Here is a 23,870-nt window from a genome sequence, read left to right on the forward strand (position 1 = left end):
CCCCCCGCCGCCCCCCCCTGTTGCTTGGGGCGGGCCGCCGATGCGGACGCGCCGGCCCTGCCGGACGGGCGCGACTGTCGCTACCCCCCCCCCCCCGCCCCCCCCCCCCACTACCGCCAGCAACACAGCAACCCCTCCCCAACCCCTCCCCTTGGCCTTCGGCCAAAGGGAGGGAGCGCAAAGCCCTTACCAGACCTTCACCCGCTGTTCGGGTGCCAGATACAGCTTCTGCCCTTGCTTGACATCGAACGCCGGGTACCACGCATCCACATTGCGCACGGTCAGCGCACGGAACTGGCCGGGTGCATGCACATTGGTCAGCAGTGAATTACGCAGCGCCTGCTCACGCGCCTTGCTGCGCCAGGCCTGGGCGAAACCAAGGAAGAAGCGCTGGTCCGGGGTGAAGCCTTCCAGCGTCTGTTCCTGCTTGCCCTGCAACGACAGGCGATAGGCGTCGTAGGCGGTACCGAGACCGGCAACGTCGGCGATGTTCTCACCCAGCGTCAGGCGGCCGTTGACGTGTACGCCGGGGAAAGGCTCGTAACTGTCGAACTGCATGGCCAATGCATCGCCGGCAGCGTTGAACTTCTTCAGGTCGTCCGCCGTCCACCAGTTGTGCAGCTTGCCGGTTTCATCGAACAGCGCGCCGGCATTGTCGAAGCCATGGCTGATCTCATGGCCGATCACCGCACCGATGGCGCCGTAGTTGATCGCATCGTCCGCGGCGCCGTCGAAGAACGGCGGCTGCAGGATGGCGGCCGGGAACACCAGGCGGTTCTCCAGCGGTACGTTCATCGCATTGATGGTCTGCGGCAGCATCGCCCATTCGCTGTGGTCGACCGGCTTGCCGAGCTTGGAGATGTTGCGCTGGTATTCGAACAGCGAGGCGCGCTGGGCGTTGCCCAGTGCATCGTCGGCCTTCACTTCAAGCGCACTGTAATCACGCCACTTGCTCGGGTAGCCCATGTCCACTTTCAGCCCTGCAACCTTGGCCTTGGCATGCGCCTTGGTTTCCGGCGACATCCATTCCAGCGCATCGATGCGCTTGGCGAAGGCGGCGATGATGTTGCTGGCCATCTCGTCGGCGCGCGCCTTGGTGGCGGCATCGAAATGGCGTTCGACATAGATCTTGCCCACTGCTTCACCGATGGCGGTATTGGTGTCGGCGACGGCGCGCTTCCAGCGCTCGCTCTGTTGTGGGGTGCCACTCATCGTGGTGCCGTGGAACGCGAAGCTGGCATCGGCGAAGGCCTTGGGCAGATAGGTTGCCGCCTCATCCAGCGCGTGGAAGGTCATGTAGTCCTTCCACACCTCCAGCGGCTCGCTGGCGACCAGCTTGGACAGGCCGGCCACAGCCTTGGGCTGCCAGACAATGAAGTCCTGTTGCGCGCCAAGGCTTGCGCCTTCAAGGAAGGCCGTCCAATCCATGCCCGGGGCCTTGCCAGCGAGGTCGGCCTGCTTCCAGGCGTTGGCGCCCTTCTGCACGTCGTTGGTTTCTTCCTGGGTGGCATGGGCGCGGGCGATCTTGGTCTCCAGCGCGACGATGCGCGCCGCCTTGGCCGCGGCATCCTTGTCGCCTGAGAGTTCCAGCAGCGTTGTCACGTAGCCTTCATAGGCCTTGCGCAGTTCGGCCATGCGGCCGTCCTGCAGGTAGAAATCACGGTCCGGCATGCCCAGGCCACCTTGCACCAGGTAGGGCGCATTGCGGTCAGGCTGCAACAGATCGACCGAAACCCACACGCCGAACAGATGCGGAGTGTAGAAGTTGGTGGCATTGAGCAGGTCCACGTCGGCGCGCATGCTGGCGCCCAAGGCCTTGGCCAGCGCCTGTTTGTCGGTGATGCCGGCAATGGCCTGCAATGCCGGCTGCAGCGGTGCGGTGCCGCGCGCTTCGATGCCAGCTTCGTCCATGAACGCTGCGTAATAATCACCGATCTTGCGGACTTCGCCGGCATCGGCCTTGCCGGCTTCCTCCATGATGGCGCGGGTATCGGCGAGGGTTTTCTCGGCGATCACATTGAAGCTGCCATAGTTGGAACGGTCGGCCGGAATCTCGGTGCGCTGCACCCACTGGCCATTGGCGAAGTCGAAGAAGTTGTCGCCGGCGGCGACGCTGCGGTCCATGCCATCGGCATCGAAGCCGAAGCTGCCCAGCTGTGGCTTGGCTGCGGCGGTGGCCGGAGCCGGTGTTGCATTGTTGTCAGCGGCGGGTGCGCTGGCGTCCTTTGCGCAACCGCTGAGTGCAAGCGCGGCGCCGATTGCCAGTACCAGGAAGGAACGTTGCAAAGCCATGACGGTATCCGGAGGATGGGTGCGACAAGTCTAGACCTCCAACCCCGTTCATAAAGATATCGATTCTGGCACTTGACGGATGTGCACAAGCACGGGGAATACGAGAAAATTGGTCACGCACTCTTCACGCCGATGGTGATTGTGCTGCATGCTTGAGCGAACGCGCTGCAGATGGTGTCTGGGGAGACATTGGCAGGGTGGAGTATGTGGTGTTCGCATGCGACCGTTGCAGGTCCCCACCTGCCGGTTCCTAGTTGTAGTGATGCCAGGACCAACATACGCAATGCCAGCTGACCGTCTACTGCTACGTTGGATCCACCGGTGACCCGGATGCCGGCTCATCCGTTGCGAGTGATGATCATTGCCGGTGTGGCAGTGGGGTTGCTGTTGGCGGGCGGCATGATCAGCATGTTGTGGAACGACCGCAGCAGCCGGCTGGAAGCGGCGCAGCGGCAATCGGCCGCGCTGGCCAGCGGCAGCAGCCGCCTGCTGCGCGCACAGCTGGTGACCTGGGAACGCGCGTTGCGCGGCACCGCCAGTGATACCCGGGAGTTCTATCGACAGGTGCCTGACCAGGCACCTGCGTTGTTTGAGGCCAGCCTGCGTGGTGTGCTGGAGCGCAATCAGGACCTGGCGTCCATCACCCTGGTGGATGATCGCGGCGTGCCGCTGTCCTCGGGCGAGGGCGATCCCACCTTGCAGAGTTGGGTGGTTGCGGAAAACCGCCTGCTCAATGGCGGCCTCTATCTGGGAGCGCTGGAGCAGACGCCTGACCAGCATTGGGTGCTGCGTGCGGCACTGCAGGTGCAGCCGGGCCAGTGGTTGTTGACGCGGGTCCGGCTGGGCGCGTTCCAGGAGGTGGTGAGCGGCCTGGATCTTGGGCGCGACGGCACCGCTTCCATCGGCAACCGCTATGGTCAGTTGCTGGCCCACAGCCGTGATCCGGAGCGGTTGGTTGGCAACAAGCTGGCACGGCCAATGCGGATACTGGCGCCGTCGCCGGTGGTGCTGAGGCAGGGCGTGGTGGTCAGCCCGTATGATGGCGAGCGCCGCATCGCGGCGGTCAGCGTGCCGATGGACTTCCCCTTGAGCCTGTTTGCCTCGCTGTCCTATCGCGAGGTGATGGCGGGCTGGTACCTGTTGTTGTACGCCTCCATCGGCGTCTATCTGCTGTATCTGGCCGGTTTCGCCTATCTGCTCTATCGGGTTGATCGCAGCACCCGTCATCAGCAGCAGCTCAGCGAAGAGCTGCAGGCCGGCAATGCCGAGCTGGCGCTGGCGCATGAAGTGGGCAAGGTAGGTACCTGGTCCATCCATGGCGAAAAGCCGGTGGTGTACTGGTCGGCGCTGACCCAGCAGATGCTGGCCCTGGCCGGGCGCAGCACCTCGCTGGACGGGTTCCTTGCGCGCGTGCACGAGGAAGACCGGGCCTGGTTGAAGGACATGCTGGAGCGGGCGTTGGCCGGCAAGGGCGCCTTGAATGCGATGTTCCGGCTGCGCAGCGGCGATGGATCGTTGCGCTGGTTGTCCGCGCGCGGTGAGCTGGTGGACGACGGCGGCGACAGCAAGCGTCTGGCTGGCGCGGTGGTCGATATCAGCGAGCGGGTCAATACCGAGGCGCGCGCGCAGGAGGCACAACGCCAGTTCCGGCTGGTGTTTGACCGTAACCCTGCGCCGTTCTGGATTTTCGACCTGGTCACGCTGCGTTTCCTGGAGGTGAACCAGGCCGCGATCGATCAGTACGGCTATAGCCGCGATGAATTCCTGGCGATGTCGATCCTGGATATCCGCCCGGCAGCGGAGTGGGACGAGATCCGTCAGACTGCCGGCCGCGCCTTGAGTGGCGACCTGCTGGGGCTGCAGGTCAGCACCCACCTGCGCAAGGACGGCAGTGCCTTCCACGTGCAGGGCCATTTCGCCAAACTGGAATTCGCTGGCCGCAACGCCTGCCTGGTGCTGGCCGAAGATGTCAGCCAGCGGCTGCGTTATGAGAACGAACTGGCCTATCGCGCCAGTCACCATGCCGGCACCGGCCTGCTGACCGTGCGTGCGCTGTCCGAGCGGCTGGATGCGGGGAGTCGCGGTTACACCATTGCGCACGTGCAGTTGCGTGGCCTGCAGATGATCACCGATACCCTGGGCCGTGATGCCGGTGAGGAGGCATTGCGCGCGGTATCGGTGCGGTTGGGTGGGTTGGCTGCCCGTTACGGCCTGCTGGCACACCAGCCGGCCGAAGACTTCGTGCTGGCGATCGAGGGCGAGGGCGATCCGCAGATGGCGCTCAATGCCCTGCTGGCGGCGGTGGCCGAGCCCATCCGTGGCCGCGACACCTACCACCAGCTGGAAGCCCGCATCGGCGTTGCCAGCTGCCCGCTGGACGGCGAACTGGCCGAACAGGTACTGGGCCGGGCGGCCCAGGCCGCGCACGCCGCGCGCGAGAGCGGTGTGGCCCTGCTGCACTTCAACGCAGGCATGGCCGCGCACTACACCGAGCGCCTGCAGTTGGCCGGGCGCATCCACATGGCCATTGACCGCGGCGAGTTCCTGCTGCACTTCCAGCCCATCCGCGATGCGGCCGAGGGCAGCCCGGTGGCGCTGGAGGCCTTGCTGCGCTGGCCGCAGGCCGACGGCAGTTTCATCGCGCCTGCCGACTTCATCCAGCTGTGCGAGGACACCGGCCTGATCATCGCGCTCGGCCGCTGGGTGATCCATGCCGCTGCGCGCGCGCAGAAGCAATTGTCGGCTGCCGGTTGGCAGCACCTGCCGATCGCGGTGAATGTCTCGGCGGTGCAGTTGTTCAACAGCGATCTGGTGGGCGAATTCAGCCGTGCCATGCAGGACCATGGCCTGGCCCGTGGCGCACTGCAGATGGAGCTCACCGAAAGCGTGCTGATGCGCAATCCCACCCAGGCGCTGCAGACCCTCGGGCATCTGCATGCCAATGGCGTCGGGGTGGCGCTGGATGATTTCGGCACGGGTTTCTCCAGCATGTCCTACCTGCAGCATCTGCCGCTGGACTCGCTGAAGATCGATCGCGGTTTTGTCAGCGACGTCGAAAGCAATCCGCGCAATGCGGCCATCTGCCGCGCCCTGCTGTCGCTGGGCCATAGCATGGGCCTGTCGGTGATCGCCGAGGGGGTGGAGACCGAAGGCCAGCGGCGCTGGCTGGCCGCACATGGCTGCGACCAGGTGCAGGGCTATCTGTTGGGCCGGCCGATGCCGCTGGAGCAGGTGCTGGTGATGCTGGAAGACAGCCGCTCAATTTGAGCGGGCGGCATCAGGCTGCAGGCATTCGACCAGATAGTCGATGAAGCTGCGCACCTTGGGCGCCAGGTGGCTGCGGCTGCTGTAGACCGCATGGATACCGATGGGTGGCACTTCCCACTGCGGCAATACCGGCACCAGCAGGCCAGCGGCCAGCGCCTGGTCAACGATGAAATCCGGTTGCGCGATGATGCCCATGCCGGCGATCGCCGCTTCGCGCAGCACCTCACCATTGTTCGCGCGCAGATGCGGCTGCAAGGCGATGCTCAGCTCGCCCTCCGGCCCCTGCAACTGCAGCGTGTCACCGCCGGCGGAGTAGGTGTACGACAGGCATTGATGTCCGCTGAGATCCTGCGGGGTGCTGGGCGTCCCTCGTTGGGCCAGGTAGGACGGCGCCGCGCACAGGCGGATGCGGACCAGGCCCAACTGCCGGGCAATCAGGTTGGGGGCCGGCTGGCGGATGATGCGGATGGCCAGGTCAAAGCCTTCCTCGACCATGTCGACCAGGCGGTCCGACAGCTGCAGGTCCAGCTCCACCTGCGGGTAGCGGGCACTGTAGGCGGGCAGCAGCGCGCCCAGCCGGGCAATGCCGTAGCTGACCGGCGCGTTGATCCGCAAGCGGCCTGAAGGCTGCAGCGCCTGTGCGCTGACCGAGGCTTCCAGTGCGTCGAATTCGGCCAGCAACTGCACGCAGCGCTGGTAATAGGCGGCACCGGCGCTGGTCGGGCTGACTCGGCGGGTGGTGCGGTGGAGCAGGCGTGTGGACAGGCGCTTTTCCAGCGCGGCAACCTGGCGGGTGACGGCGGCGGTGGAAACGTCCAGGGCATCGGCGGCGGCGCTGAAGCCATTGCGCTCGACCACGGCGACAAACACCCGCATGGCATCGATGGTGTCCATTGTTTCCGTTTCCGCAATAAAACGTTGCTACCGAGATTATTTGTTGCCGACTCGGCGCGCAATAACCTGTGCACTCTCAAATACCTCTGGGAGCCCATGATGCGCAGCGCGCTGCCTTCCCTCTACATCTCGCACGGTTCACCGATGACCGCCCTGCAGCCGGGGCTGGTGGGCCCGCGCCTGGCCGAACTGGCTGCAGGGATGCAGCGGCCGCGCGCCATCGTCATGGCTTCGGCACATTGGCTGGGACGTGCGCCGCGGGTGTCTGCGGCGGCGCAGCCGGAAACCATCCACGATTTTGGTGGTTTCCCGGAAGCCTTGTATCAGCTGCAGTACCCGGCACCGGGCGCACCCGCGCTGGCGCAGGAGGTGGCCCAGCGGCTGGCCGATGCCGGCCTGCAGCCGGGCATCGACCCGCAGCGCGGGCTCGATCATGGCGCCTGGGTGCCGCTGCGCTACCTGTACCCACAGGCCGATATTCCCGTGTTGCAGGTGTCGATCCAGCCGTCGCTTGGCCCCGAGCACCAGCTTGCGATGGGCCGCGCGCTGGCACCGTTGCGGGAGCAGGGCGTGCTGCTGATCGGCTCGGGCAGCATCACCCACAACCTGCATGACTGGCGCAATTACCAGGATGGCAAGGAGGCGCCTTATGTGCGCCCGTTCATCCAGTGGGTGGAACAGAAGCTGGGGGCCAACGACCTTCCAGCCCTGTTGGATTACCGCAAGCAGGCACCGTTTGCGGCGCAGGCACACCCCACCGACGAACACCTGTTGCCGTTGTACTTCGCGATGGGCGCCGCCGGCGGCGAGCGGCTTGGTGCACGGCGGATCGATGCCGGCATCGACATGGGCTTCCTGGCGATGGATATCTATCGTTTCGACGGCGAGGAGTGAGGGCGCTGGCTGGGTCCAGGCTGGGGTTGGGTGCAGGCCACAGTGCCCCACGCTGACGGGATCGATGGGGCCGGCCTCGGCGTGCAGCCGCCACAGGGCTGCTTGCCGTCGATCATGTCATCACGATGGATGAGCAGCGCAATCTGCACCTGCAAGCCAGGGTTGCTGTGGTAATTTCCCGGTATTCATCCGCCACTGCCAGTGTCGGCAGCCTGCTGTCGTGGTAGTGAATCCGTGGAACGGGCATGCACACGATTGAAGTAGTCCTGGCGATGCTGGTGGCGGTTGTCGCCAGCGGCTATCTGGTAAGAATCCTCCCCTTCTCATTGCCGTTGCCCTTGGTGCAGATCGGCTTGGGTGCCTTGATCGCAGGTGTCTTCAATCGCGGCCATGCGCTTGAGCCGGACATGTTCTTTCTGCTGTTCCTGCCGCCACTGCTGTTCCTCGATGGCTGGCGTATTCCCAAACAGGGCCTGTTCCGCGACAAGGGCGCGATCCTGGAGTTGGCGTTCGGGCTGGTGGTGTTCACCGTGCTCGGTGCCGGGCTGCTGATCCATTGGATGATTCCATCGATGCCGCTGGCGGTGGCATTCGCGTTGGCGGCGATCATCTCGCCGACCGATCCGGTCGCGGTCGGCGCCATCGCCTCACGCGTGCCCATTCCCAAGCGGCTGATGCACATCCTGGAAGGCGAGTCGTTGTTGAACGATGCCTCCGGCCTGGTCTGCTTCCGCTTCGCGGTGGCGGCGGTGATGACCGGTTCGTTCTCGCTGGCGGAGGCCTCGCTGACCTTCCTGTGGGTGGCGTTTGCGGGCCTGGCGATTGGCGTGGCGGTGACCTGGGGCGTGTCCACCTTCCAGCGCTGGTTGTGGCGCAGCTTCGGCGAAGAACCCGGCGCCGCGCTGCTGGTCAACCTGCTGATTCCGTTTGCCGCCTATCTGTTGGCCGAAGAACTGCACGCATCGGGCATCCTCGCCGCAGTAGCCGCCGGCGTGACCATGAGCTACGTGGAGCTGACTGGCCGCATCAGCGGCAGCATGCGCGTGCAGCGCAATGCGGTGTGGAACATGGTGCAGTTCAGCTTCAACGGCATCATCTTCGTGCTGCTGGGCGAACAGCTGCCGGGCATCGTGGAGCGTGCGATCGAGACCATGTCGGTGACCGGCCACCACAGTGCCTGGTGGCTGGTGGTCTATGTGCTGGCGATCAATGCGGTGCTGGTGGTGCTGCGGTTGGCCTGGGTATGGCTGTCGCTGCGCTGGAACCTGTTGCGCGCGCGGATGCGTGGCGAGAAGGAAACCAGCACGCCATGGCGGGTGGTGTTGGCGATGTCGGTGGCCGGCGTGCGTGGCGCGATCACCCTGGCCGGTGTGTTGACCCTGCCGCTGATGATCCCCGGGGGGGAGCCGTTCCCGGCACGTGATCTGGTGATCTTCCTGGCGGCAGCGGTGATCCTGGTGTCGCTGGTCGGTGCCAGCCTGATGCTGCCACGCCTGCTCAAGGGCCTGGAGCTGCCCAAGGACGACGACAGCCGGCGCGAGGAAGACCTGGCCCGCAGGGCGTCCTCCAAGGCGGCCCTGGCGGCGGTGGAGAAGGCGCGGCAGGCCCTTGTCGAAGGCCAATCCACCAGTTCGGTTCAGTTGCTCAACGATGCCGCGGCACGGGTAAGCCTGCTCTATCAGCGCAATCTGGAAAAGGGGCAGGGGCCGGATGAAGACCCGGAAAAAGTGCGGCGCATGGAGCAGGCCTACCGCAGCCTGCGTAGCGCTGGCTTGAACGCCGAGCGCGAGGAGTTGTTCCGGCTGACCCGGCGCGGGCAGGTATCCGATGAGATCGCGCGCAAGCTGATCCGCAATCTGGATCTGCTGGAGACGCGGCAGCGGGATTGAGGGTGGTTCTGGGGTTCTTTAGCTAGAAGCTTCCCTTCACCCCAACCCCTCTCCCGCAAGCGGGAGAGGGGCTCTCAGAGCGCAAGCCATCCCGCTTTAGCCCCTCTCCCGCTTGCGGGAGAGGGGTTGGGGTGAGGGCAGGCTCTTAAGCTCTTAAACGTTCTTCAGCTCAAGAAAATACGGTTCGACCGTACCCTTGATCTTCAAGGTCATCGGGTTGCCGCGGCGGTCGCGGGCCTTGCCGGCCTGCACGCGGATCCAGCCTTCAGCGACCGAATACTCCTCGACGTCATCGCGCTCGATGCCGTTGAAACGCACGCCGACGCCGCGTTGCAGCGCTTCGGCATTGTGGAACGGGCTCTGCGGGTTGACCGCCAGATGATCGGGAGGGGTATCGCTCATATCAGTGCTTCAGTGAAGGCCACCGTGGCCCTCTTCGGGGCGCAAGGATAACCGCTGTGGCGCGCCAAGGCTTTCGCTGGCACGCCGCTGGCGGCAGAATGCGCGCCAATCATGTAGTGGAAACCGTCCCATGCCAGACAACAGCGCCGATTACGAAGATTCTGACGAGCTGCAACCGGACTTCGACGAAGACGACCATCCGGCGCGGGTCTGGAACCTGCTGTGGCTGATCAATCCCGGTGATGAAGACGCGGCGCTGCAGCAGTTCGATGCCTGGCGGGAAGCGCGCGCGGGCGCCGAGGACGATGCCAGCGATGAACAATGGTTGTGGGACCTGAAGGACGCCATCGATTGGCGTTCAGGTTTCTATGTGGACTGGAAGGACGTTGATTCCTTCGTCGCCGCGCTGGATGAAATGGCCGCGCGCTGGAACCTGGACATCGCCTGGGGCGGTGACTTCGACGACGAAGACTTCACCGACGACCTCGACGTGCCGACGTTGATGACCACCGCCCACGACCGCCTGCGTGAGCACGGCTACACGGTGTGGAACTGGAACACCGGTGGCGACGCCTATGCCGGCTGGGTGGCGCTGAGCCGCGATGATGAAGCGATGCTGGCGTTGTGCTCGTTGCTCGGTGTTGAAGTCCGTCCGGGCAGCGACCCGTTCTGAGCCAGCAGCAACGGTAGAGCCGAGCCATGCTCGGCTGGGGCTGTACCGACAAGCCAACATGTAGTGCCGAACCATGCTCGGCAAGGGGGCTCTACCGGTAACGCCTCTGCCGAGCATGGCCCGGCACTACAGGTCCGTCTTTACCCCGGCTGGTACAACGCCCGCGCATTGGCGATCACGCGGCGCATCTGTTCGCGATCGGTGTGCCGCGATATCGCCTGCGCGCCTAGCACAATCGCCTGCTCGCGCAGCGGCGCCGGCACGTCGTAGTGCACGCCGCTGGGGCGGTTCTGGAAGGCCCGGCGGGGAATCCCGAGCTGCTGCGCCAGCGCATGCAGCTCGGGCAAGGTGTCGGCCATCAGATGCGCCCAACGCTCACCGCGCCAGGGGTGTACCGCATCGTCGATATAGACCGTCACGTTCGGCCCTGGACTCAGGCCTTGGACTTGTCGTCGTCAGCCGGTACTTCTTCGGCGACCGCGATGGTCTCGTCCGTGGCGTCTGCCTCAACGGCTTCCTCGCCTTCGATACCTTCGAACTCGGAGACCAGGCCGGCCAGGTAATCGTCGGCGGTCTTGCCTTCGTCAGCAGCCAGGTCATCGATCATCTGCTGCAGCGCTGCGGAGTACTCCAGGGTGACCTTGCGGCCTTCCTTCTCCTGCACATTGGCCAGGTGCTTGAGCATGGCCAGCATTGGCACCGGGTTGTCGGCGTTGCCCATGGTCTGGCCACCGATGGCCAGCAGCCATTCGTTGCCCTGCAGGCCGATGGCAGCCACGACCTGGCCTTCTTCATTGACCAGCACGGCGTGGTTCTGCACTGGCTGCTGGGCGTTCAGGCGGGTGAACGGGCGGCGCGGGGCCTGCTTCTTGCGCTTGTCGCGCTTGGCTTTGGAGAGCTTGGACATGAGGTTCGGCTGATTGAAAACGATGCCTATTGTAGGCGCCAAGCCGGTTTGGCGTTTGCTCCCTCCCTTTCGCGCAGCGAAGGGGAGGGTTGGGGAGAGGTGCTGTTGGCTGGGAATGCCCCTGCCGAGCATGGCTCGGCACTACGCTGTTGCCCCCTCCCTTGCGCCGAAGGCGGAGGGGAGGGTTGGGGAGGGGTGCTGTTGGCTGGGAATGCCCCTGCCGAGCATGGCTCGGCACTACGCTGTTGCCCCCTCCCTTGCGCCGAAGGCGGAGGGGAGGGTTGGGGAGGGGTGCTGTTGGTTGGGAAAGCCCCTGCCGAGCATGGCTCGGCACTACATCCGGGCGGGCAGTGCCGCTGGTGCAGGCTCAGTCCGCGACTGACGGCGTCCCATCCGCCGCCGCAGCGGGGACAGGCAGCGGCAACGTACCGGTCTCGTTCAACGCGGCCGCTTCGGCTTCCTTGGTCATCACCACGATGCTGATGCGGCGGTTGATCGGATTCTGTGGGTTGGCCTTGTCAAACAGCACCGACGAGGCAAGGCCGACCACGCGCGCCACCTTGGCTTCCTCCATGCCGCCTTCCAGCAGGGTGCGCCGCGCGGCATTGGCGCGGTCGGCACTCAACTCCCAGTTGCCGTAGCCAAGCTGGGTGGAATAGGCGGTGGTGTCGGTGTGACCGGTGATGCTGATGTGGTTGGGCACCTGGTTGATGAAGTGCGACAGCTCCAACAGGATCGTCTTGGTATACGGCATCAGGCGCGCGCTGCCGAGGTCGAACATCGGCCGGTTCTGCTTGTCCACGATCTGGATGCGCAGGCCTTCGGGGGTGATGTCCAACAGCAACTGGTCCTTGAACGGCTCCAGCGCCTGGCTCTTGCTGATCGCCTCCTGCAGCTCCTGCTTCAGCGCCTCCAGGCGTTGCCTGTCGCGTTCGCGTTCCTGCACCGGCGTGGGCACGGCTTCCTGCTGGTTCTGGAAGGGATCATTGCTGTTGCCGCGCGACACATCGGTGGCGCCGCCCAGTTTGATCATCGAGGTGCTGGCGCCGCCAGGGCCGGCCATGCCCGGGGCAGGGGTGCTGCTGGTACCACTCAAGGGGCTGGGGTTGCGGAAGTATTCGGAGATTGCAGCGCGCTCGGGCTTGGTGGTGGCCGCCATCAGCCATAGCACCAGGAAGAAAGCCATCATCGCGGTGACGAAGTCGGCATAAGCCACCTTCCAGGAACCGCCGTGATGGCCGCCGCCCTGGACTTTCTTCACCCGGCGCACGATCACCGTGGGTTTGGTCTCGGTCATGGCACGCGCCTTACTTGACCGACTTCAGGTGCTGCTCGAACTCGCTGAAACCCGGACGCAGTGCCGAAGGCACGGTCTTGCGGGCGAACTCCAGCGCGATCTTCGGGTTGTAGCCACGCAGGCAGGCCAGCAGCGCGGTTTTCACTGATTCGTAGATGCGTGCGTCCTGCTCGGCACGGGCTTCCACCGCTGCTGCCAGCGGGCCGATGAAGCCATAGCCGAGCAGGATGCCGAGGAAGGTGCCGACCAGCGCCCCGGCCACGTGTGCACCGACTTCCTTGATGTCGCCGCCGATCGCGCCCATGGTGATGACGATGCCCAGCACCGCGGCGACGATGCCGAAGCCCGGCAGACCGTCGGCTACCTTGTTCAGCACGTGCGCAGGTTCCAGCGCTTCGTGGTGGTGCTTTTCCAGCTCCAGTTCCAGCAACGGTTCCAGCTCGTGCGGCTCGATGTTGGAGCCGATCATCAACCGCAGGCAGTCGGTGATGAAATCGAGCAGGTGGTGGTCGGCCAGGACCTTGGGGTAGTTGGCGAACACCGCGCTGTCCTGCGGGTTCTCGACGTGGTCTTCCAGCGCCATGAAGCCTTCGCGGCGGGCCTTGTTGAGCAGTTCATAGAGCAGGCTGAGCACGTCCAGGTAGTCCTGGCGCTTGTACTGCGGGCCCTTGAACACGCTGACGGTGGCCCGCAAGGTCTGCTTGACGGTCTTGAGTGGCGTGGCGATCAGGAATGCGCCCAGCGCCGCGCCACCGATGATGACCAGTTCGTAGGGCTGCCACAGCGCGGCCAGGCGGCCATGCGCACCGACGTAGCCGCCCAGGACAGCAAATATGACAACGAGCAGGCCGACGATGATAAGCATGGTGACAGACAAGGGATGGGGATATCCCGTTGTCGGCCGTCAGCGAAGAATCTGTAGCGCCGGGCGGCTCCTGTAGTGCCGAGCCATGCTCGGCTGAGGCTTTACCGGTAATGCTGCTCTGTAGAGCCGAGCCATGCTCGGCTGAGGCTCTACTGGCGATGCTTCTGCCGAGCATGGCTCGGCACTACAGGTGGTGCGCTTGCTCAGGCTGCGGGCTGGGATTCGGCGCCGCCGCGCTGCAGCGGGTCAGGGTAGGGCTGGCCATTGTCGACAAAGGCCAGCGACACCGAGTTCAGGCAGTGGCGTTCGAAGGTCGGCGGCGGGCCGTCCGGGAACACGTGGCCGAGGTGGCTGCCACACCGTGCGCAGACGATCTCGGTGCGGATCATGTTGTGGCTGGTGTCGCGGATCTCGCGTACATGTGCCGGTTCGAACGGCGCGAAGAAGCTGGGCCAGCCGGTGCCGGAATCGAATTTGGTGCTGGAGCGGAACAGCGGCAGTGCACACAGCCGGCAGCAGTACACGCCCTCGCGCTTGTTATCGAGGAACACGCCACAGAACGGCGCCTCGGTGCCGTGATGCAGCAGCACGCGCTGTTCCTCGCTGCTGAGGCCAGCGATCAGCGCCTGGCGCTGGGCGGTGCTGGGGGGAGTCAGGTCGAAAGCGGTCATGGCGTGGCATCCGTGGGACAGGTATTGATGGTGGGGGCGGGCCGCGGCCAGTCCAAGGTCGCATTCATGGCGGCGCAAGCCGGGCAGGTGCATGCTCGGCGAGTGGACGCAAAGGAGACGCTGATGAAGCTGAAGGGATATCTGGCGCTGGTTGTGCTGGCGGCATTGCCGGCGTTCGCACAGGCCCAGCTCGCACAACCGCCCGCGCCGACGGCAACGCGGCCGGTGACCTTGCAGGCGCCTTCGCCGCCCGCCAGCGCGCCGCGCGAAACGCCGCAGGATCCGGCGCGTCCGGAACCGTCGCGTCCGCCCAACAAACCCAAGCCGGTTCCGAAGCCGAAGCTGGTTGTGCCGCCGCCGCCGGCGCGGCCGATCTACGACAGCAAGGGCCAGTTGGCGCCGCATATGCGCCAGACCAGCCCGGGCCGGGTGCTGGACACGCGTACCAACCGCTATTACGACACCGTGCCCAGCGGCATCGGCCAGAAAGTGGTGCCCCCGCCGGTAGGCACGCGATGACCCTGTAGTGCCGAGCCATGCTCGGCAGAGGCTTCACCGATAGAGCCCACCCTGTAGTGCCGAGCCATGCTCGGCAGGGGTTCTACCGGTAAAGCCCCATTGCCGAGCATGGCTCAGCACTACTCGGCGATTGGCAGGCACAGGGTCTCTTTGACTTCTTCCATCACGATGTAGCTCTTGGATTCACGTACGTGCGGCAAGGTCAGCAGGGTGCTGCCCAACAGCTTGCGGTAGGAGGCCATTTCATTGATGCGCGCCTTGAGCAGGTAGTCGAAATCCCCGGACATCAGGTGGCACTCCAGCACATTGGGCAGCTTCAGCGCGGCGCGGCGGAATTCCTCGAAGATGTCGCCGGACTTGTAGGCCAGGCTTATCTCCACGAACACCAGCAGGCTGGCCTTCACTGAGGACGGGTCCAGCCGCGCGTAGTAACCGGTGATCACGCCTTCGCGCTCCAGCCGGCGCACCCGCTCGGTGCAGGGAGTGGTCGACAGGCCGACGCGCTCGCCCAGCTCGGTGAAGGAGATGCGCCCCTCCTGCTGCAGGATGCGCAGGATCTTGCGGTCGATCTTGTCCAGTTCGCGGCTGCGGGTGGCCATGGTGGCTCTGCTTTTGATGAACGAAACGGGAAATTAACCTGATTCGGCAAGCTAATACAGAGAAAACAACTGGCTGACCCTGAATATACTGCGCCGTTCCTAGCCCCTGCCGTCCCGTGTGCAGGGAATGATGTGGTCCGGAGAAAGAAAATGCGCGTTCTGGTGCTTGGCAGCGGTGTGATCGGCACGACCAGTGCCTGGTATCTGCGGCAGGCCGGCTTTGAGGTCACCGTGGTGGATCGGCAGCCGGCCCCGGCGCTGGAAACCAGCTTTGCCAATGCCGGCCAGCTGTCCTTCGGCTATACCTCGCCGTGGGCGGCACCGGGCGTGCCGTTCAAGGCGATCAAGTGGCTGTTCGAGGAACACGCGCCGCTGGCGATCCGCCCCACCGCCGACATGGCCCAGTACCGCTGGCTGTGGCAGATGCTGCGCAACTGCACCTCGGCCCGCTATGCGGTCAACAAGGCGCGCATGGTGCGGGTGTCCGACTACAGCCGCGATTGCATCAACGAGCTGCGTGCGGTCACCGGCATCGACTACGAAGGCCGTCAGCTGGGCACCACCCAGCTGTTCCGCACCCAGCAGCAGTTGGATGCCGCCGCCCAGGATATCGAGGTGCTGCGCGAATACGGCGTGCCCTACGAAGTGCTGGACCGCCAGGGCATTGCGCGGGTGGAGCCGGCGCTGGCCGGCAAGACCGAGATGCTGGTCGGCGCACTGCGCCTGCCCGAAGACCAGACCGGCGATTGCCAGCTGTTCACCACCAAGCTGGCCGCACTGGCCGAAGCCGCCGGCGTCGAGTTCCGTTTCGACCAGGACATTGCCTCGATCCAGCGTGACGGCGACCGCATCACCGGCGTGCGCATCAACGGCAAGCTGGAAACCGCCGATCACTACGTGGTCGCACTGGGCAGCTATTCGCCGCAGCTGCTGGCACCGCTGGGCATGCAGCTGCCGGTGTATCCGCTGAAGGGCTATTCGCTGACCCTGCCGATCACCAATGCGGCGATGGCGCCGAACTCGACCATCCTCGACGAGAGCTACAAGATCGCCATCACCCGCTTCGAGGACCGCATCCGCGTTGGCGGCATGGCCGAAGTAGCCGGCTTCGACCTGTCGCTGGAGCCGCGTCGTCGCGCCACGCTGGAGAAGGTGGTCAAGGACCTGTATCCGGATGGCGGCGACCTGTCGCAGGCCAGCTTCTGGACCGGCCTGCGCCCGGCCACCCCGGACGGCACCCCGGTGATCGGCGCAACACCGTATCGCAACCTGTTCCTCAATACCGGCCACGGCACCCTGGGCTGGACCATGGCGGCGGGCTCGGGTCGTTACCTGGCCGACCTGATGAGCGGCAAGCAGCCGCAGATCAGCACCGAAGGCCTGGATATCTTCCGCTATGGCAAGGGGCAGCACTGATGCGCCCGGCACAGGCACTGATCGACCTGGAGGCGCTGCGCCACAACTACCGCCTGGCCCGCCAGCTCGGTGGCGGCAAGGCGCTGGCGATCATCAAGGCCGATGCCTACGGTCATGGCGCGGTGCAATGCGCGCGCGCGCTGCAGGACGAGGCCGATGGCTTTGGCGTGGCCTGCATCGAAGAAGCCTTGGAACTGCGCCAGGCTGGCATCCGCGGCCCGATCCTGCTGATGGAAGGCTTCTTCGACGCGGCCGAACTGCCGTTGATCGTCGAGCATGATTTCTGGGTGGTAGTGGCCACGTCCTGGCAGCTGGAGGCGGTGGAGGCGTTCAAGACCGATGCCACGCTGCGTATCTGGCTGAAGCTGGACAGCGGCATGCACCGCCTGGGCCTGTCGCCGGAAGAGTTCCGTGATGCGCATGCGCGCCTGAGCGCGCTGCCGCAGGTGGGTCCGCTGGTGCTGATGACCCATCTGGCGCGCGCCGATGAGCTGGACAGCAACCGCACCCGCGAACAGCTCGATGTTTTCGTGCGTGCGACGGAAGGTTTGGCAGGTGAAACCAGCCTATGCAATTCGCCGGCACTGTTGGGCTGGCCGGACGTGCGCAGTGACTGGGTACGCCCGGGCCTGATGCTGTACGGCGCCGATCCGCTCTATCCGCAGCCCAGCCCGCATGCGGGTCAGCTGCGGCCGGTGATGACCCTGCAGTCGCGGGTGATCGCGGTACGCGAACTGGCTGTCGGCGAGCCGCTGGGTTATGGCGCACGTTTTGTGGCGGAAAAGCCGACCCGGGTGGGCGTGGTGGCGATGGGCTATGCCGATGGCTACCCGCAGTTCGCCCCCAATGGCACGCCGGTGCTGATCGACGGCGTGCCCGGGCAGCTGATCGGCCGCGTGTCGATGGACATGCTGACCGTGGACCTGACCGATCACCCGCAGGCCGCGCGTGGCAGCATCGTGCAGTTGTGGGGCAATGCGCCGACCATCTCGGAGCTGGCACCGCGCTGCAATACCAGTGCGTATCGCCTGCCGTGCAGCCTCAAGCGCACGCCGCGGGTGTATTTGTCGGCGTGAGGCCTTTACTTCCTCCCTTGCGCCGTAGGCGGAGGGGAGGGCTGGGGAGGGGTTGGCTCTTTGCTGATGGGGTGCCGGTAGAGCCTCTGCCGAGCATGGCTCGGCACTACCGGTGAAACAGATGCGCCGGCAAAGCCTCTGCCGAGCATGGCTCGGCACTACAGGTAAAAAAAGGGCCGCATTGCGGCCCTTTCTGTTTCCATCAATCCCGGGTCACAGCCCGGCAGTACTGCGATCGCTCTGCAGCTCGCGGCGCAGCCAGTCATTGAGCATGCGCTTCTCATAACGCAGCGGATCGGTGTTGCTGGGCAGGCTGCTGTTGAGCAGGTAGCCGGTGTCGGACAACTTGCGCTCGCCCTGGTCGATGACCTGGCCATTGGCGTCGGTCAGGGTGAACTGCAGTTCGATCCGCGGCGGATAGATGTCGCGCATGATGCGCACATCATCCAGGCGCGGGCCGTGCCACGGCTCGTAGTCGCCGGCGCGCTTGATGTCGGTAATGGTCACGTCCAGCTTCTGTCCGGGCTGCAGCTGCTTGCTGGCCTGCTTGCGCAGGTGTTCGGCCAGGTCCTCCACCCAGTTGCCGCGCTGCGCATCCCAGCGGTTGCGGCTGTAGCGCAGCTCGGTGAACTGGCTTGGATCGGTCCATTGCACCTGCACCGGGCCTTCGACGTTCAGGGCATGCGGTGCCTGCGGATCGGACACAGTGCGGGGTTTGGCATCGGCACCGCCAACAGCCAGCAGGCAGGCCAGCGCAAGTCCGGTAACTGTCAGGGTTTTCATGACGTACTCCTGAGGACTTTGATGGTGGAAGTGTGCAACTGACACCCCTACGCTGCAATGAATCCGGTGCCAGTTCGCAACAGCAGATTGCGCGATGGTTCATCATCACAGGGTGTGGATGCTTGCTCGCCCAGACTGGCCACCATGTCCCACCCCCTCTTTGCCGCGCCCCCGCCATCAGCCCATGCCCGCTCCCCGCCCGGACTCCCACCTGTCGTTGCTGTCCCTGGATGAAGAGGATCTGGAAAGCTCCAGTCTTTATCGGGAAGTATTCAATGCGGTGGCCAGCGGTTTCTGTGTGATCGAGCTGGTGTTCGAGGACGGCGCCGCGGTGGATTTCATCTACCGCAAGGTCAATGCCGGTTTCCAGAAGGTGACCGGTCTGAGCAATGTCACCGGTCGGCGCGCGAGCGAGGTGGTGCCGGCGATGGAGGCCGATTGGTTCCAGGCCTTTGGGCGGGTCGTCAGCGAGGGTGGGATCAGCCAGTTCGAGCGCCAGGTGTCGGAGCCGTCGCGCTGGTATTCGGTGGAGGCGGTCCGCATCGGCGCGCCGGAAAAACACCAGGTGGCGGTGTTTCTGTTCGATATCTCCGCACGCAAACGCATTGAAACCGAGCTGGCGGAAAGCGAGGCCCGTTTCAGCGCCTTGGCGGACGGCCTGCCGATGCCGGTCTGGGTGGTGGATGACCTGGGCCAGCTGCGCTTCGTCAATACCGCGTTCTTCACCTTCTTCGGCTTGCCGGCCGATCAGGATCTGGGCCCTGATCCCTGGCAGCGCTTCCTGCACCCGGATGAGCGGGCGTCATTCGAGTACGAGCTGCAGGCGGCCTTGAACGGCCGTACCGAGCTGCACACCAACACTCGTGTGCGCCGCCACGATGGGCAGTGGCGCTGGTTGGAAATGAACGCCGTGCCGCGTTTCTCGGCCGATGGCCGCTTCATCGGCCTGGCTGGCAACAGCCCGGATATCACCGAGCGCCGCGAGATCGAGATGGCACGTGAAGACCTGCTCACCGCCGAGCGCGTAGCGCGCAACGCGGCCGAAGGCATGGCGCGGATGAAGGATGAGTTCCTCGCCACCTTGTCGCATGAGCTGCGCACGCCATTGACCACGGTGCTGGGCTGGAGCGAGTTGTTGCTGCAGCGCATGGAGGACGATCACCCGATGCGTCGCGGCATGGAAGTGATCGCCAGCAGTGCGATGACGCAGAAGAACCTGATGTCGGACATGCTCGACCTGAGCAGCATGTTGCTGGGCAAGGTGCAGCTGGAGGTGGAGGTCCTGGATCTGTGCGAGCAGCTGCGCGAGGCGGTACGCGCGCAGGAGCTGGTGGCCGAGGGCAAGGCGCAGACCGTGGTGCTGGACCTGCCCGAGCTGCCGCAGCCGGTACTGGGCGACGCCACTCGTCTGCAGCAGATCCTCGGCAACCTGCTGTCCAACGCAATCAAGTTCACGCCGGTGGAAGGGCGCATCGAGATCAGCCTGCTGCACGAAGCCGGGCACCTGGTGGTACAGATCAAGGACGACGGCGACGGCATCGCGGCGGAGTTCCTGGAGCATCTTTTCAGTCGTTTCAGCCAGGCCGACAGCACCACCACCCGCCGTCACGGTGGCCTGGGGCTGGGCCTGGCCATCGTCCAGCAGCTGACGGAGTTGCATGGCGGTACCGTCTCTGCGGCCAGCGCCGGGCCGGGGCTGGGTTCCACGTTCCGCGTGTGCCTGCCGGAGTTCCAGGCGCAGAAGGCGGCGCGCCACCCGCGCCGGCGCGTCCAGCGCGGCCGCATCGGCGAGCAGGTGGTGGTGCCCAATGCCCTGCAGGGCCTGCGCGTGCTGGCGGTCGAAGACCAGCTCGACATGCTCGGCTACATCCGCCGCCTGCTGGAAGAGCAGGGTGCGTCGGTGGTCACCGCCGGTACTGCCGCCGAGGCGTTGGAACTGCTGGACCTGCGCGGGCATACCGCGTTTGATGTGCTGATCAGCGATATCGGCATGCCGGGCATGGACGGTTATGGGCTGATCCACACCCTGCGCCAGACCCTGGGGGTCAGTGGCGAAGAACTGCCGGCGGTGGCGGTGACCGCACTGGCGCGGGCCGATGACCGGCGTCGTGCGTTTTCCTCGGGTTTCCAGGGGCATCTGGCCAAGCCGTACAGCGTGGCTCAACTGATTGCGGCGATCCGCGATGCGCGTTTGCCGCGCTGAAATAGTTGGTTCTTCTCTCAACTGAAGGTGAAAGATCCGATGCCAGGGGACGTGCAGCGGATTGCGGGTGACTCAAATGCTCTGTGGATGGGGCAGAAGATGTGGGAGCGGCGTGAGCCGCGAAGCTCAGGGTGCTGACGCTGCTGGCATCTGCCCCATCTGCGGATGCACCTGCTTCGCGGCTCATGCCGCTTCCTCAAAATCTTTGCACGGATTTCACGCGGAAAAACGGTACTGTGACGGTGTTCACTCATGGACGCTGCCATGCCCCTGTACGCGCCCCATGTTTACTCCGACCCGATGCTGATCGCATCGCTGGAGGCCTTGCTCGGCGAGTTGCCGGAGCAGGCCCGGGTCATGTTGGTCCTCAAGGATGGCAGCCGCGTGGCTGGCACGGTCACCGCGCAGCCGGCGTTGCAGCACTTCGCCGACCATAACGAGGAGCCAGGGGTGAATGCGACGGTGCGTCTGGAAGACCTGCTACGGGCCTGCCAGCAGCATGTGGTGTGGCTGGACAGCGTATTGCAGGTACTGCACCTGCCGCCCGCCGAACCTTGAGGCGGCGTCTCGCCAGAGCCCATTCAGCTGCGCGGGGCCGGTGATCGGGGCCGGCCCGGTAGAATGGCGGGCCCTGCTAGACGAATGACCGGCATGCCTGCTCCGCACGACGCTCCGTTGGAAACCCTGTTCCTCCCGTTCTCCAAGGCTGGCCTGCGCTGGCCACAGGGACCGGTGCTGTTCCTGCGCGCGCGCGATGGTTGGCCGCTGCGCGAGCATGCAGACAGTAACCAGCTGGTCTGCGCACAGAGCTTCCGCCCGTTTGCCGAGGCGCTGCAGCGTAGCGGCTGGGAAGTGCGCGACGAGCAGGCACTGGAGCAGTCCGACGAGCGTTACGCGCTGGTGCTGGTGCTGCCACCGCGGCAGCGCGACGAAGCCCGCGCGCTGTTCGCGCAGGCGCTGGGCAAGCTGGCCCCGGGCGGCATCATCCTCGCTTGCCAGTCCAATAACGAGGGCGCCCGCTCCGGTGAAAGCGACCTGCAGCAGTTGGCGGGGCTGGGCGGCACGCTGACCAAGAACCACTGCCGCGCCTACTGGTCGCTGCCGGCCGAAGGCCAGCACGACGCGGCGCTGTACCAGCGCTGGGCGGCACTGGATGCACCGCGCAAGATCGTCGACGGCCGCTTCCTGAGCCGCCCGGGCGTGTTTGCCTGGGACCGTATCGATCCGGCTTCGGCCCTGCTGGTCGAGCAGCTGCCCGCGGATCTGGCCGGCCGTGGCGCCGACCTGGGCGCCGGCTGGGGCTATCTGTCGGCCGAAGTGCTGGCACGCTGCCCCAAGGTCACTGCGCTGGATCTGTACGAAGCCGAGGCGCGTGCGCTGGCCCTGGCTCGCCACAACCTGGCCGAGGCCGGCGAGCGGGTGAAGCTGGATTTCCGTTGGCAGGACGTCACAGCCGGTATTGATGGCCGTTACGACTTCGTCGTCTCCAATCCGCCGTTCCACACCCCGGCGCGCGAAGACCGGCCTGACATCGGCCGCCGCTTCATCGCCGTGGCCGCGCAGTCGCTGCGTCCGGGCGGGCAGTTGTTCATGGTTGCCAACCGCCATCTGCCCTACGAGCAGATTCTGACCGAGAGCTTCGGTGAAGTGCGGGTTGCTGCCGAGCGTGATGGCTTCAAGGTCATCGTCGGCACCCGGGGCCGCGCATGAAGCTGGTCAAGCACATCGCCAACCTTGGTTACGGCAGTCGCAAGCAGGTCCAGCAGATGTTCCGCGAAGGTCGCATCACCGATGCGCAGGGTGAGGTGCTGTATGCCGACGACAAGGTCGAACACGACACCATCCGCATCGATGACGAAGTGCTGGACCCGCCACCTGGCTTGACCCTGATGCTGCACAAGCCGGCTGGCTACACCTGTTCGACCAAGGACCAGGGCAGGTTGATCTATGACCTGCTGCCCGATCGCTTCCGCGACCGTGATCCGGTGCTGTCCAGCGTGGGCCGGCTGGACCGCGACACCTCGGGGCTGCTGCTGATGACCGATGACGGCCAGCTGCTGCACCGCATCGTCTCGCCCAAGTCGAAGCTGGACAAGGTCTACGAAGCGCAGCTGGCGCAGGATCTGGACGGCAGCGAAGGTGCACGTTTCGCCAGCGGCACGCTGCTGCTGGAGTCGGATGACAAGCCCTTGCTGCCGGCTGAGCTGGAAGTGCTGGGCCCGCGCGCTGCACGTCTGACCTTGCACGAAGGACGTTATCACCAGGTGCGGCGCATGTTCGCGGCGGTGGGCAACCACGTGCAGGCACTGCACCGTTCGCGTATCGGCGGCCTGGGTCTGGGCGATCTGCCTGAAGGCCAATGGCGTCAGCTGGACGCCGCCGACCTGGCCGTGTTGTTTGGAGAAAAGGCGTGATGGAATTGCGTTTCCGCCCGCAGGCGGTGGTGTTCGACATGGACGGCCTGATGCTGGACAGCGAACGCGCCTTGATGGGCTGTCTGGAACACACCGCACAGCAGCATGGCTATGTATTGCCGCACCCGCTGTTGCTGTCCCTGATCGGCTCGTCCGATGCGACCACCCGACAGAAACTGGCCGACGTGCTGGGCTTCGAACGTACCGATGCATTGCTGGCCGCTTCCTATGCACGCTATGCCGGCATCGTTGATGCCGGGGTGCCGCTGCGGCCGGGCATCATCGAGTTGCTGGACCTGCTGCGTGAGCACGAGATGCCACGTGCGGTAGCTACCGCAACCCGTTCACCGTTGGCCCAGCGCAAGCTGGAGGCGGCCGGGCTGCTGCAGTATTTCCAGTTCGTTGCCACAAGCAGCGATGTGGCCCATTCCAAGCCGGCCCCGGACATCTACCTGCACGCCGCACACGGCCTGGGCATCGCTCCCGCGCATTGCCTGGCATTGGAAGATTCACCCACCGGTGTACGTGCCGCTTTGGCCGCCGGCATGACCACGATCCAGATTCCGGACCTGTTGGAGCCGGACGAAGAGGTGCGCGGCTACGGTCATCACATCACCGCCTCGCTGCACGATGTGCGCGAGCTGCTGCAGCAATGGCTGCCGGTAAGCGCGGCCTAGCACTTAACCGGTAGTGCCGAGCCATGCTCGGCAGGGGCTTCACCAGGAATGCCGCAGCCAGACGTTCCACCTGTAGTGCCGAGCCATGCTCGGCAGAGGCCTTGCCGGTAACGCCCCTGCCGAGCATGGCTC

22 protein-coding genes are annotated in these 23,870 nt (G+C 65.2%); 12 read left to right on the forward strand and 10 right to left on the reverse strand.

Annotated elements, in window-relative coordinates:
* Positions 1-186: 186 nt before the first annotated feature.
* Complete coding sequence (locus AC1VXC_RS18180) at positions 187-2,292, reverse strand: M13 family metallopeptidase (protein WP_481539846.1); 2,106 nt, start codon at positions 2,290-2,292, stop codon at positions 187-189.
* Positions 2,293-2,622: 330 nt separating this feature from the next.
* Between AC1VXC_RS18180 and AC1VXC_RS18185 the strand changes: the two genes are divergently transcribed.
* A complete protein-coding gene (locus AC1VXC_RS18185) occupies positions 2,623-5,559 on the forward strand; it encodes a bifunctional diguanylate cyclase/phosphodiesterase (protein WP_481539848.1) in 2,937 nt (978 codons plus the stop codon).
* Here AC1VXC_RS18185 and AC1VXC_RS18190 read toward each other — a convergent pair.
* Complete coding sequence (locus AC1VXC_RS18190; protein ID WP_481539847.1) at positions 5,551-6,453, reverse strand: LysR family transcriptional regulator; 903 nt, start codon at positions 6,451-6,453, stop codon at positions 5,551-5,553. The genes AC1VXC_RS18185 and AC1VXC_RS18190 overlap by 9 nt on opposite strands.
* Positions 6,454-6,552: 99 nt before the next feature.
* On the opposite strand from AC1VXC_RS18190, the gene AC1VXC_RS18195 reads away from it, so the two are divergent.
* Together AC1VXC_RS18195 and AC1VXC_RS18200 are read left to right on the forward strand one after the other, a co-directional pair.
* The gene (locus AC1VXC_RS18195; protein ID WP_481529287.1) at positions 6,553-7,347 is read left to right on the forward strand and encodes a DODA-type extradiol aromatic ring-opening family dioxygenase; all 795 of its coding nucleotides are present in this window, start codon (positions 6,553-6,555) and stop codon (positions 7,345-7,347) included.
* A 245-nt stretch (positions 7,348-7,592) separates the two neighbouring features.
* The gene (locus tag AC1VXC_RS18200; RefSeq protein WP_313174592.1) at positions 7,593-9,236 is read left to right on the forward strand and encodes a Na+/H+ antiporter; all 1,644 of its coding nucleotides are present in this window, start codon (positions 7,593-7,595) and stop codon (positions 9,234-9,236) included.
* A gap of 153 nt (positions 9,237-9,389) precedes the next feature.
* Here AC1VXC_RS18200 and AC1VXC_RS18205 read toward each other — a convergent pair whose 3' ends face one another.
* Positions 9,390-9,638: a DUF3297 family protein gene (locus tag AC1VXC_RS18205; protein ID WP_313174590.1), complete on the reverse strand. Its 249-nt coding sequence runs from the start codon at positions 9,636-9,638 to the stop codon at positions 9,390-9,392.
* Between the two features lie 130 nt (positions 9,639-9,768).
* Here AC1VXC_RS18205 and AC1VXC_RS18210 point away from each other — a divergent pair, with 130 nt between their 5' ends.
* Positions 9,769-10,311 (forward strand): DUF6630 family protein, encoded by a 543-nt coding sequence (locus AC1VXC_RS18210; protein ID WP_313174589.1) that lies wholly within the window; start codon positions 9,769-9,771, stop codon positions 10,309-10,311.
* Between the two features lie 140 nt (positions 10,312-10,451).
* On the opposite strand, the gene AC1VXC_RS18215 is transcribed toward AC1VXC_RS18210, so the two are convergent.
* The 5 genes from AC1VXC_RS18215 to msrB form a co-directional block, all read right to left on the reverse strand.
* Complete coding sequence (locus tag AC1VXC_RS18215; protein ID WP_313174588.1) at positions 10,452-10,730, reverse strand: DUF4031 domain-containing protein; 279 nt, start codon at positions 10,728-10,730, stop codon at positions 10,452-10,454.
* Between the two features lie 14 nt (positions 10,731-10,744).
* On the reverse strand, positions 10,745-11,218 hold the full coding sequence (locus tag AC1VXC_RS18220; protein ID WP_313174587.1) for a hypothetical protein: 474 nt from the start codon (positions 11,216-11,218) through the stop codon (positions 10,745-10,747).
* A 367-nt stretch (positions 11,219-11,585) separates the two neighbouring features.
* Positions 11,586-12,515: a flagellar motor protein MotB gene (gene motB / locus AC1VXC_RS18225; protein WP_313495832.1), complete on the reverse strand. Its 930-nt coding sequence runs from the start codon at positions 12,513-12,515 to the stop codon at positions 11,586-11,588.
* Positions 12,516-12,525: 10 nt separating this feature from the next.
* Positions 12,526-13,380 (reverse strand): flagellar motor stator protein MotA, encoded by an 855-nt coding sequence (gene motA / locus AC1VXC_RS18230; protein ID WP_057626758.1) that lies wholly within the window; start codon positions 13,378-13,380, stop codon positions 12,526-12,528.
* Positions 13,381-13,583: 203 nt separating this feature from the next.
* A complete protein-coding gene (gene msrB, locus AC1VXC_RS18235) occupies positions 13,584-14,051 on the reverse strand; it encodes a peptide-methionine (R)-S-oxide reductase MsrB (protein ID WP_481539929.1) in 468 nt (155 codons plus the stop codon).
* Positions 14,052-14,174: 123 nt separating this feature from the next.
* Between msrB and AC1VXC_RS18240 the strand changes: the two genes are divergently transcribed.
* Complete coding sequence (locus tag AC1VXC_RS18240; RefSeq protein WP_313174331.1) at positions 14,175-14,570, forward strand: classical arabinogalactan protein 4; 396 nt, start codon at positions 14,175-14,177, stop codon at positions 14,568-14,570.
* 119 nt (positions 14,571-14,689) lie between these two features.
* On the opposite strand, the gene AC1VXC_RS18245 is transcribed toward AC1VXC_RS18240, so the two are convergent.
* Entirely contained in the window at positions 14,690-15,169 is a 480-nt protein-coding gene (locus AC1VXC_RS18245) for a winged helix-turn-helix transcriptional regulator (RefSeq protein WP_057626761.1), read from the reverse strand.
* Positions 15,170-15,319: 150 nt separating this feature from the next.
* Here AC1VXC_RS18245 and AC1VXC_RS18250 point away from each other — a divergent pair, with 150 nt between their 5' ends.
* Positions 15,320-16,585 carry a D-amino acid dehydrogenase gene (locus AC1VXC_RS18250; protein WP_313174330.1) on the forward strand — a complete coding sequence of 422 codons (1,266 nt, stop codon included), beginning with the start codon at positions 15,320-15,322 and terminating at the stop codon, positions 16,583-16,585.
* Entirely contained in the window at positions 16,585-17,661 is a 1,077-nt protein-coding gene (gene alr / locus AC1VXC_RS18255; RefSeq protein WP_313174329.1) for an alanine racemase, read from the forward strand. Before AC1VXC_RS18250 ends, alr begins: the two co-directional genes overlap by 1 nt.
* Positions 17,662-17,874: 213 nt before the next feature.
* On the opposite strand, the gene AC1VXC_RS18260 is transcribed toward alr, so the two are convergent.
* Entirely contained in the window at positions 17,875-18,444 is a 570-nt protein-coding gene (locus tag AC1VXC_RS18260) for a DUF3016 domain-containing protein (protein ID WP_313174327.1), read from the reverse strand.
* 184 nt (positions 18,445-18,628) lie between these two features.
* Between AC1VXC_RS18260 and AC1VXC_RS18265 the strand changes: the two genes are divergently transcribed.
* From AC1VXC_RS18265 to AC1VXC_RS18285, 5 genes are all read left to right on the forward strand, one after another.
* A complete protein-coding gene (locus AC1VXC_RS18265) occupies positions 18,629-20,647 on the forward strand; it encodes an ATP-binding response regulator (RefSeq protein ID WP_313174326.1) in 2,019 nt (672 codons plus the stop codon).
* 264 nt (positions 20,648-20,911) lie between these two features.
* Positions 20,912-21,205, forward strand: a complete 294-nt coding sequence (locus tag AC1VXC_RS18270) for a DUF3247 family protein (protein ID WP_313174324.1) — start codon at positions 20,912-20,914, stop codon at positions 21,203-21,205.
* A gap of 93 nt (positions 21,206-21,298) precedes the next feature.
* Positions 21,299-22,357, forward strand: a complete 1,059-nt coding sequence (locus AC1VXC_RS18275; RefSeq protein WP_481539843.1) for a class I SAM-dependent methyltransferase — start codon at positions 21,299-21,301, stop codon at positions 22,355-22,357.
* On the forward strand, positions 22,354-23,061 hold the full coding sequence (locus AC1VXC_RS18280; RefSeq protein ID WP_481539844.1) for a pseudouridine synthase: 708 nt from the start codon (positions 22,354-22,356) through the stop codon (positions 23,059-23,061). Before AC1VXC_RS18275 ends, AC1VXC_RS18280 begins: the two co-directional genes overlap by 4 nt.
* Entirely contained in the window at positions 23,061-23,738 is a 678-nt protein-coding gene (locus AC1VXC_RS18285; RefSeq protein ID WP_481539845.1) for an HAD family hydrolase, read from the forward strand. The genes AC1VXC_RS18280 and AC1VXC_RS18285 overlap by 1 nt, the downstream gene beginning before the upstream one ends.
* Positions 23,739-23,870 lie beyond the last annotated feature (132 nt).

It is taken from the genome of Stenotrophomonas sp. STEN033 (assembly GCF_056856655.1).

Coding starts and splice junctions, on each gene's coding strand:
- AC1VXC_RS18180 (WP_481539846.1), bottom strand. CDS start 2,292: ATGGCTTTGCAACGTTCCTTCCTGGTACTGGCAATCGGCGCCGCGCTT.
- AC1VXC_RS18185 (WP_481539848.1), top strand. CDS start 2,623: ATGCCGGCTCATCCGTTGCGAGTGATGATCATTGCCGGTGTGGCAGTG.
- AC1VXC_RS18190 (WP_481539847.1), bottom strand. CDS start 6,453: ATGGACACCATCGATGCCATGCGGGTGTTTGTCGCCGTGGTCGAGCGC.
- AC1VXC_RS18195 (WP_481529287.1), top strand. CDS start 6,553: ATGCGCAGCGCGCTGCCTTCCCTCTACATCTCGCACGGTTCACCGATG.
- AC1VXC_RS18200 (WP_313174592.1), top strand. CDS start 7,593: ATGCACACGATTGAAGTAGTCCTGGCGATGCTGGTGGCGGTTGTCGCC.
- AC1VXC_RS18205 (WP_313174590.1), bottom strand. CDS start 9,638: ATGAGCGATACCCCTCCCGATCATCTGGCGGTCAACCCGCAGAGCCCG.
- AC1VXC_RS18210 (WP_313174589.1), top strand. CDS start 9,769: ATGCCAGACAACAGCGCCGATTACGAAGATTCTGACGAGCTGCAACCG.
- AC1VXC_RS18220 (WP_313174587.1), bottom strand. CDS start 11,218: ATGTCCAAGCTCTCCAAAGCCAAGCGCGACAAGCGCAAGAAGCAGGCC.
- motB (WP_313495832.1), bottom strand. CDS start 12,515: ATGACCGAGACCAAACCCACGGTGATCGTGCGCCGGGTGAAGAAAGTC.
- motA (WP_057626758.1), bottom strand. CDS start 13,380: ATGCTTATCATCGTCGGCCTGCTCGTTGTCATATTTGCTGTCCTGGGC.
- msrB (WP_481539929.1), bottom strand. CDS start 14,051: ATGACCGCTTTCGACCTGACTCCCCCCAGCACCGCCCAGCGCCAGGCG.
- AC1VXC_RS18240 (WP_313174331.1), top strand. CDS start 14,175: ATGAAGCTGAAGGGATATCTGGCGCTGGTTGTGCTGGCGGCATTGCCG.
- AC1VXC_RS18245 (WP_057626761.1), bottom strand. CDS start 15,169: ATGGCCACCCGCAGCCGCGAACTGGACAAGATCGACCGCAAGATCCTG.
- AC1VXC_RS18250 (WP_313174330.1), top strand. CDS start 15,320: ATGCGCGTTCTGGTGCTTGGCAGCGGTGTGATCGGCACGACCAGTGCC.
- alr (WP_313174329.1), top strand. CDS start 16,585: ATGCGCCCGGCACAGGCACTGATCGACCTGGAGGCGCTGCGCCACAAC.
- AC1VXC_RS18260 (WP_313174327.1), bottom strand. CDS start 18,444: ATGAAAACCCTGACAGTTACCGGACTTGCGCTGGCCTGCCTGCTGGCT.
- AC1VXC_RS18265 (WP_313174326.1), top strand. CDS start 18,629: ATGCCCGCTCCCCGCCCGGACTCCCACCTGTCGTTGCTGTCCCTGGAT.
- AC1VXC_RS18270 (WP_313174324.1), top strand. CDS start 20,912: ATGCCCCTGTACGCGCCCCATGTTTACTCCGACCCGATGCTGATCGCA.
- AC1VXC_RS18275 (WP_481539843.1), top strand. CDS start 21,299: ATGCCTGCTCCGCACGACGCTCCGTTGGAAACCCTGTTCCTCCCGTTC.
- AC1VXC_RS18280 (WP_481539844.1), top strand. CDS start 22,354: ATGAAGCTGGTCAAGCACATCGCCAACCTTGGTTACGGCAGTCGCAAG.
- AC1VXC_RS18285 (WP_481539845.1), top strand. CDS start 23,061: ATGGAATTGCGTTTCCGCCCGCAGGCGGTGGTGTTCGACATGGACGGC.